Here is an 8,392-nt window from a genome sequence, read left to right on the forward strand (position 1 = left end):
GAGGAGATCGAAGTCGCCAGGCGGGGCGGGGGAATGCAATCGACCTCGGAAGAACTCGAAAGGCGCGAGACTCGCGCGTTCCGGTGGAAGTTCTGCCTAATTTATCTGGCCGGTGTCTTCGCCGCCACAAGTATGGGGAAAATGACGCCGATATCTGTGGCGCTCCGCGCGGACCTCTCTCTTTCCCTGCCCCAAGTCGCCCTGCTCACCTCGCTGGTGACCGCGGTCGCCGCCGTCCTGGGCCTGTTCGTCAGCTATCTGCTCCGACCGCTGCCGCCGCACCGCATGCTGGTCGCGGGGCTCGTGGTGATGGGGCTCGCCGGACTGCTGTGCGCCCGGGCCGACAGCTTCGGCGCGATGCTGGGCGGCCGGCTGGCGGAGAGCGTGGGGTACGTCGTCGTGGTGATCGTCGCCCCCGTGCTGCTGTTCGCGCTGGGCGACGGCAAGCGGCTGACCGGGGCGCTGGCGATCTGGGGGACGTTCATGCCGGTGGGCCTGGCGCTCGGCTCCTTCGCGGGCGGGGTGCTGTCCGCATGGCTCGACTGGCGCGGGTGGCTGACGGTGGCCGCGGCGGCGACGCTCGTGATCGCGGCGGGTGCCACCCGGCTGCCGGCGGTGCCGGTGGCGGCGCGGGCAGACGCGACGGGGCCAGGGAGCCAGGACCGGGCGGCGCGGGTGCGGCGGCTCGCGCGTCCCGTCTCGCTGGGCGCCGGGTTCGCGACCGTCAGCGGTTCGATCGTCGCCTTCGTCACCCTCTACCCCACCTATCTGCACGAGGAGTTCGGCCTGTCCACCGAGTCGGCCGGCACCCTCACCGGGGTGGTGTCGCTGGCCGGGGTGGCCGGCGGGTTCCTGGCGAGCTGGCTGCTGGTACGGGGCGTCCGGGTGTCGTACCTGTTCCTGGTCGCTCTGTTGATGCCGGCCGGGGCGTTCGCCGCCTTCGCGGGGGCGGGGGGACTCGGGCTGTCGGTGGGCAGCGCGCTGATCATCGCGCTCGCCAACGAACTGGTGGTGGCCACGGTGTTCGCGGCGGTGCCACTGGCCGTGCGCGCCTCCTCCGACCTCGGGGCCGCCAACGGCCTGGTGGCCCAGCTGGGAAGTATCGGAGCACTGGCCACACCGCCCCTGGTCGGACTCGCGGTGACGGCGGTCGACGGCTGGTGGGCCGTGGGCCCCTGCCTGCTGGGCGTGTGCGTGGCGGGCCTGGTGCTGTTGCAGATCGCCGTGCGGCAGTCGGCGCACGGGAACACGGGCGTGAAGGAGGCCGCATGACCGTCGAGTACGTGATCTTCGACTGGGCGGGCACACTCACCCCCTGGCACACGGTGGACCTGCCGGGCATCTGGCAGGAGACCGCGGCCTCCCTGGACGGGGTCGGCGCGCGGGAGGCCACCGAGGTGGGCGAGAGGCTGCTGCGGGCCGAGGGGGAGCTGATGGCGCGCTGCCGCGAGACGCAGTGCTCGGCCCGGCTCGACGAGGTCTTCGAGCACGCCGGGGTGACGCCCACACCACGGGCCCTGTCGGCCTACCGGCGGGCCTGGGAGGCGCACACCCTGATCGACCCGCAGGCCCCGGAGATGCTGGAGGGACTGCGCGAGCGGGGCCTGGGCATCGGCGTGCTCTCCAACACCCTGTGGCCCGCCGGCTGGCACGACGAGATCTTCGAACGGGACGGGGTGCTCAGCCACGTCGACGCCACCGTCTATTCCAGCGAGGTGGCGTGGACCAAGCCGCACCCGGACATCTTCGCGGCGGTGATGGCGAAGTTGGGCGCGGTGTCGGCGCGGGCCTGCGCATTCGTCGGGGACCGGGCCTTCGAGGACGTGTACGGGGCTCAGCAGGCCGGAATGCGGACCATTCTGGTGCCGCACAGCAGAATTCCGGAACAGGAATTGGTCGCGCGGGACGCGGTCCCGGACGCGATGGTCGGAACACTGAAGGACGTATTGACCGTGGTGGACGAATGGAACCGGCCGGAGCGGTGAATCCGGGAATTCTCCCGAACTGATGGATGTCCGTCGCGGTCCGGTACGGAGCGCGACGGACATCACCGCGTCAGACGCCGGCCGGCACCTCCACCGGTGCCGGCGCACCGACCGCGTCCAGCGCGGTGCGCGCGTCCGGGACCACCCGGATCAGGGCGCGGTCGCGGGCCGAGAAGAAGCCCTCTTCGAGCATCCCGTCGAGCAGGGCGACCAACGGGTCGAAGAAGCCCCGCACGTTGACGAGGGCTACGGGCTTGTCGTGGTACCCGAGCTGGTTCCAGGTGGCCACCTCCATCAGCTCGTCGAGCGTGCCGTACCCGCCGGGCAGGACGACGAAGGCGTCCGACAGCCGGTACATCAGGGCCTTGCGCGCGTGCATGTCGCCCACCACGAAGATCTCGCCGCAGGCGTTGTCGAGCCGTTCCCGCTCGTGCAGCGCGTGCGGGATCACGCCGGTCACCGTCGCACCGCCCGCCAGCGCCGCGGTCGACACGCGTCCCATGATGCCGACACCGCCGCCGCCGTAGACCAACCCGGTTTTCCGGCCCGCCAGTTCACGGCCGAGCTCGGTGGCCGCTTCGGTGTATTCCGGGTGGCGGCCGGGGTTCGATCCGCAGAACACGCCGATGTTCTTGCATGTGGAAGGTGCGAGGGTCACTGGTCTTCTCCTGAAGGGGGACTGTTCCGTCGTTCCGGACAGGCGTGGATCACCAGCCGCCGCGGGGCGGCGCCTTCCTCGGTCACAGGCGCAGCGCGGTGCGCAGCAGCACGTCCGCGCCGGCGACGAGGTCGCCGCTCTTCGTGTCCTCCTCGGGCACATGGCTCACCCCGCCGATGCTCGGGACGAAGATCATGCCCATCGGGGCGATCTCCGCCACGATCTGCGCGTCGTGGCCGGCGCCACTGGGCAGCAGCTGGTAGCGGTGGCCGAGTTCGACGGCGCTGTCGGCGATCGCGTCCCGCAGGGTGCGGTCCGCCTGCGCCGGTTCGGTCCTGGTGCCGACCTCCACGTCGATCTCGAGGCGGCGCTCCTGGGCGACCGTGGCCACCAGATTGCGCACGGCCTGCTCCGCCAGTTCCAACCGGACCGGGTTGCCGTCCCGAAGATCGACCGTCAGCTGCACCTCTTCGGCGATGGTGTTGGGCGAGTTCGGGCGGATGTCGAGCCGCCCGACCGTCGCCACGCGGCACAACTGCTGTTCCTGGGCAAGCCCCTCGACCGCCAGCAGGATGCGGGCTGCGGCGGCCAGCGGGTCGCGCCGCATCTCCATGGGGGTGGTGCCGGCGTGTCCCGCCTCGCCGCGCACCACGACCGTCAGCACGGTGCGCCCGGTGATGCCGGTCACCACGCCGATGGAGTCACCGCTGCTCTCCAGCACCGGTCCCTGCTCCACGTGGAGTTCGAGGTAGGCGGCGACGGATCCCTGCGGCCAGACGGCGGTACCAAGCGCGTCGAGGTCGCCGCCCACCCGGGCGAGCGCGTCCCGCAGGGGCGTGCCGTCGTGGGCCAGGGGCTCCTCGGGCAGCTCGGCCAGCCGGCCGACCAGCACCTTCGAGCCCCAGAAGGGCTGCGGGAAGCGGGCGCCCTCCTCGTTGGCGAAGGCGACGGCCACCGGCTCGTGGGCCGGTTCGACGCCCGACTCGAGCACGGTCTGCAGTACTTCCAGCGCGGCCAGCACGCCGTATGTGCCGTCCAGGCGACCGCCGTTGACCACGGTGTCGAGGTGCGACCCGATGAGCAGCGTCGGCCGCTCGGTACACGCGGTCCCCTCGGGCCTGCGTATCAGGATGTTCCCGGCGGCGTCCACGCCGACGGCGAGGCCGGCGGCCTCGGCCTCGCGGATCAGTTCGGCCCGCGCCTCGCGGTCCGCGTCGCTGAATCCCTCGCGTTCGATGCCTCCGGCAGCGTTGCGGCCGATGCTCGCGAACTTCTCGATCCGGCCCAGCAGCCGGGCGGCGTCGACCGAGAGGGCCGGTACGTCGGGGGCAGGCGGCGAGGCAACCACGTTGCTGGTCATCGCTTTTCCTCACTCTCAAAGCCGTCGGAACTGACTGAGCCCATGGGGCCGTCGAAGCTGTCGTGCGTCGCCATGTGCGTCAGGACGGCGCCCGCCGCCAGGTCCGCGAGCGTCACCGGGCGCATGACGTCGGCGAGACTCACCTCGATGCCCTGCCGGCGCAGCCGGAAGACCACCTGCAGAGCCAGCAGCGAGTTGCCACCCAGCGTCACGAAGTCGTCGGTGCGCCAGATCCGGTCGAGGTAGAGCAGGTCCTGCCAGGCCGCGGCGATGGTCCGTTCCCGTTCGCCACGCGGCATCGCACGGTCGTCGTACGCGTCCGTGGCGAGGGCGCGCGGGGTGGGCAGAGCCTTGCGGTCGACCTTGCCGTTGGCGTTGAGCGGCAATGTGGCGATACGCGTCACGATGCCCGGCACCATGTACGCCGGCAGCCGCTCGGCCAGGTGGGCGAGCACATCCTGCTCGGGAACGTCCTCGTCGGACATGTAGTAGCCGACCAGGCGCGGGACCTTCTGGTCCCGGCCGATCACGGCCGCGACGGACTGCTTGACTGCCGGGTGCGCGACGAGAGCGGCCTCGATCTCGCCGAGTTCGACGCGGTAACCGTTGACTTTCAGCTGGTCGTCGTCACGCCCCAGGAACTCCAGGGTGCCGCCGGGCAGCCAGCGGCCCAGGTCCCCGGTGCGGTACATGCGGGCACCGGGAGCCGCGCCGAACGGGTCCGGCACGAAACGGTCGGCGGTCAGCCGGGGCCGGTTCGCATAGCCGCGGACCACGCAGTCGCCGCCGATGTAGAGCTCACCGGTGACGCCCAGCGGCACCGGGTTCAGGGCGTGGTCCAGCACGTACATGGTCGTGTTGGGGATGGCCCGGCCGATGGGCACCTGCTCCGCGGTGACGGGTCCGTCGACGACCTGGACCGTGTTGCCCACCGACGCCTCGGTGGGACCGTACTCGTTGAGGACCACGCTCTCGCGGTCCTTGCGCCGCCAGGAATCGAGGATCCGGGTGGGGAAGGCGTCCGCGCCCACCGCGAGCGTGGTGGCCAGGCGCCGGGCCCGCTCGGGTGGGAGCAGCTGGTCCAGCAGGTCGAGGTGGCCGGGCGTCATCTTGATGAAGGTGAAGGGGGCCAGCGCGTCCAGCCGGTCGGCCAGCGCCACCGAGTCCAGCGAGTCGTCCAGCATGCACAGCCGCTGACCGGTCAGCAACGGCGTGTACAGATTGGGGACGATCATGTCGAAGGCGATGGAGGAGAAGACCGGCGCTCCGCCGGAACCGCGCGCGGCATAGCCCTCCTTGCACCAGCCCAGGTAGTTGACGACGCCGAAGTGCGGCACCAGCACGCCCTTGGGCAGCCCTGTCGAGCCCGATGTGTAGATGACGTACATGAGGTTGTCCGGGAAGCTGGTGCGGCCGAGGTCGCCGTCGGGCAGGCCGGCTGCCTCCTCGGTCGCCCGCGCGGTGGGCCACACCGTCCACGGCCCCTCCGGGAGGCGCCCCGCGAACCGCTCCTCCGCCAGCACCAGTCGGGCTCCGGAGTCCTCGAGGAGGTACCGCAGACGCTCGGCCGGGTACTGCGGCTCCAGCGGCAGGTAGGCGCCGCCGGCCTTGAGGACGGCCAGCAGGAGGACGACGAGTTCGGCGGTGCGTCCGGCCAGCACGGCGACCACGGTCTCCGGGCCGACGCCCTGCCGCGCGAGCCGCCGGGCGAGACGGTTGGCCCGCCGGTTCAGCTCCGCGTAGCTCAGTTCGACCGTGCCGTCGGTCACCGCGAGGGCGTCCGGGACGCGGCGCACCTGCTCCTCGAACAGCTCGTGCACGCAGCGGTCCACCGGGTAGGGGCGGTCCGGTCCGTTCCACTCCTTCAGCATCCGCCGGTACGCGGGCCCGGTCAGCGGGCACAGGTGCTCGTGGCGGGCGTCGGTGTCGGGCAGCGCGCCGAGGACCGTGAGGTAGCCGTCGCGGATGTCCTCGGCCTGCTCATGGCAGACCCGGTCGGTGGCGTGGTCGAGGCGGAGCCGCAGGCCACCCTGCCGGGTGTGCAGGAAAGTGGTCGACAGGGCGGGGCTGGTCGGCTCGGCCCGCAGCTCGGTGTCCGGCTCGTAGGGGGCGAAGTCGACCACGTGGTCGAAGAGTTCTCCGGCCTCCAGGTCCCACTGGATGCCGGCCAACGGGTAGCGGCAGTACGGCCGGGTCGCCTCCTCGGTGGCGTGCACCTGGCGCACCAGTTGGCCCCAGGTGGAGCCGGTCAGGTCCGCCCGCAGCGGGGTGACGTTGGCGAACATGCCGAGCGCGTCGGCGCCGGCCGCGCCCTCGGGGCGCCCGTCGGTGACGACGCCGGTGACGACGGACGCGCGGCCGGTGGCGACGCCGATGGCCTTGGCGTGGGCCGCCAGGAGGAGGCTGCGCAGCGGGATGCCCAGCTGCTCGGCGGTGACGCGCAGGCGCTCGACGGCCTCCTCGGGGACCTCGCACTCGATCGTGCCGTACGGGGCCGCTGGGCGCGGCTCGGGGCGGTGCGGCAGGGTGCAGGGCTCGCAGCCGGCGAGGGCGTCGGCCCAGAAGCGCTGGACCTCCTCGGAGGCGGCGGTGCGGCGTTCGAGATCGACGAACTCCCGGAAGGCGGCGGCGGGGGCCGGCTCCCTCGGCGCCAGCGGGTCGTCGAGCAGACGCCGGTAACGGTCGAGCACCTCGGTGCGGAAGGCGGTCCGGCTCGGACCGTCGAGGAGCGCGCGGTGCTCGGTCTGCGTCCAGCGGAAGGTGTCGCCGGTGAGCCGGTGGGCGAACAGGCGCACCAGCGGCGGGCGCGTGACGTCGAAGGGCCAGCCGCGCTCCGCCTCTGCCAACTCGCGCAGCACACGCTCCTGCTTCTCGGGAGCGATGCCGCGCAGGTCCTCGTATTCCAGGGGCGGTGCGACGTCCTGATGGACCAGTTGCAGGGGCTCCTCGTGGTCGCTGAGGTCGAAACCGGTGCGCAGCACCGGGTGCCGCTCGGCGACGTCGCGGACGGCGCGGCGCAGCAGGGCGGGGTCGAGGGGCGCGTGGACGACGAGGCTGTGGACGTGGTGGTAGGGCAGGGCCTGCGGATCGAGCTCCTGGTGGAAGACCATGCCGGTCTGCAGGACGGTCAGAGGGTAGGCGTCCACGACTGCGGCCTCGTCGGCGCCGGGGCGGTCCCCGGGCGCAGGGCCGGTCCCCGGGGCCGGGGGCCCGACGCGATCCCGGGCGCCGTCCGGCGCGAGGGTCCATTTGGTCATGACGGAAGTCGCCTTTCGTGTTCGCTTGGACTGCTGCGGAGGGCGTGGTGGGGCGGCCCGGCACTGCGGGCGGGTCCGCTCACGCCACGGCGGCGGACGCGCGCCGACGCACGCTGCGGGGCCGCAGATCCGTCCACACGGCCTCGATGCGGTCGAGGCACTCCTCGCGCGTGCCGGTGGTGCCCTCGTCGCGCCACCCGGCCGGGTTGGCGCGCTGGAGGGGCCAGACCGAGTACTGCTCCTCGTCGTTGAGTACGACCTTGTAGGAGGCCGCAGGGGTGGTTTGGGCGCTCATCGGTGCTCCCGTCGGGCGTGCGGGGTCGGGCAGGGGGTCAGGGCCGCGCGGACGGTGTCCAGCAGTGCGGTCTGCGCGGGGCGCAGGAAGAAGTGGTCGCCGGGCAGCACGTACCGCGCGAACGGGCCGGTGGTCTCCTCGGCCCACGGCGCCGTGCGCTCGGCCGGAACCTCTCGGTCCTCGGTTCCTGCGAAGGCGACGACCGGGCAGGTCAGCGGGGCTTCGGCGCGGTACGTGTACGTCTCGCAGACGCCGAAGTCGGCGCGGATGGTGGGCATGAGCAGATCGAGGAGTTCGCGCTCCTCGTACACCTCGCCGGGCAGGCCGCCCAGCCCGCGCAGCCGGTCGACCACGACCTCGTCCGGCTGATCGTGGATCCGCGGCTGCTCGTGGCGCAGCCGGGGTGCCCGCCCGCCGGAGACGAACAGCACGTGCGGTTCGCCCACCCCGCGCCGGCGCAGCTCACGGGCCAGCTCGAAGGCGACGAGCGAGCCCATGCTGTGGCCGAACAGAGCGTAGGGGACGTCGAGTTCGCCGGCCAGTGCCGAGGCGAGCGCGTCCACGAGCGGTGCGAGTCGTGTGTGCGGGCTCTCGCGCCAGCGGGTCTGGCGGCCGGGGTACTCGACCGGGCAGACCTCGATCTGCTCGCCGAGGGCGCCGGACCAGTCGGCGTAGACCGAGGCGGCTCCGGCCGCGTACGGCAGGCAGAACAGCCGGAGTGCGGGCACCGTCCGCCGCGGCGGCGCGACGATCCAGCCGTCGGCGCGCACGGCGGGCGCCGCTCGGGATACAGAGGTTGCGTTCACGTCTGGGGCTCCGTGGTTCGTGGCTCAGTGA

Annotated in this window: 7 protein-coding genes; 2 read left to right on the top strand and 5 right to left on the bottom strand. The window is 72.4% G+C overall.

The window, feature by feature from the left end:
- Positions 1–33: 33 nt before the first annotated feature.
- Both OHS82_RS03330 and OHS82_RS03335 read left to right on the top strand, forming a co-directional pair.
- Positions 34–1,272, top strand: coding sequence for an MFS transporter (locus tag OHS82_RS03330; RefSeq protein WP_277922369.1), 1,239 nt, complete (start codon positions 34–36; stop codon positions 1,270–1,272).
- A complete protein-coding gene (locus OHS82_RS03335) occupies positions 1,269–1,985 on the top strand; it encodes an HAD family hydrolase (RefSeq protein WP_057574898.1) in 717 nt (238 codons plus the stop codon). The genes OHS82_RS03330 and OHS82_RS03335 overlap by 4 nt, the downstream gene beginning before the upstream one ends.
- Positions 1,986–2,055: 70 nt before the next feature.
- Here the strand turns inward: OHS82_RS03335 and OHS82_RS03340 are convergent, their stop codons facing one another.
- From OHS82_RS03340 to OHS82_RS03360, 5 genes are all read right to left on the bottom strand, one after another.
- Complete coding sequence (locus OHS82_RS03340) at positions 2,056–2,643, bottom strand: TIGR00730 family Rossman fold protein (RefSeq protein WP_057574897.1); 588 nt, start codon at positions 2,641–2,643, stop codon at positions 2,056–2,058.
- A gap of 82 nt (positions 2,644–2,725) precedes the next feature.
- Positions 2,726–4,003 carry a Zn-dependent hydrolase gene (locus tag OHS82_RS03345; protein ID WP_328433223.1) on the bottom strand — a complete coding sequence of 426 codons (1,278 nt, stop codon included), beginning with the start codon at positions 4,001–4,003 and terminating at the stop codon, positions 2,726–2,728.
- Positions 4,000–7,260, bottom strand: coding sequence for a non-ribosomal peptide synthetase (locus OHS82_RS03350; RefSeq protein WP_328433224.1), 3,261 nt, complete (start codon positions 7,258–7,260; stop codon positions 4,000–4,002). Before OHS82_RS03350 ends, OHS82_RS03345 begins: the two co-directional genes overlap by 4 nt.
- Before the next feature lie 79 nt (positions 7,261–7,339).
- The gene (locus OHS82_RS03355; protein ID WP_057574894.1) at positions 7,340–7,555 is read right to left on the bottom strand and encodes an MbtH family protein; all 216 of its coding nucleotides are present in this window, start codon (positions 7,553–7,555) and stop codon (positions 7,340–7,342) included.
- Complete coding sequence (locus OHS82_RS03360; protein WP_328433225.1) at positions 7,552–8,361, bottom strand: thioesterase II family protein; 810 nt, start codon at positions 8,359–8,361, stop codon at positions 7,552–7,554. Before OHS82_RS03360 ends, OHS82_RS03355 begins: the two co-directional genes overlap by 4 nt.
- Positions 8,362–8,392: the final 31 nt, after the last annotated feature.

This window comes from Streptomyces sp. NBC_00425, from assembly GCF_036030735.1.
Lineage (GTDB): Bacteria > Actinomycetota > Actinomycetes > Streptomycetales > Streptomycetaceae > Streptomyces.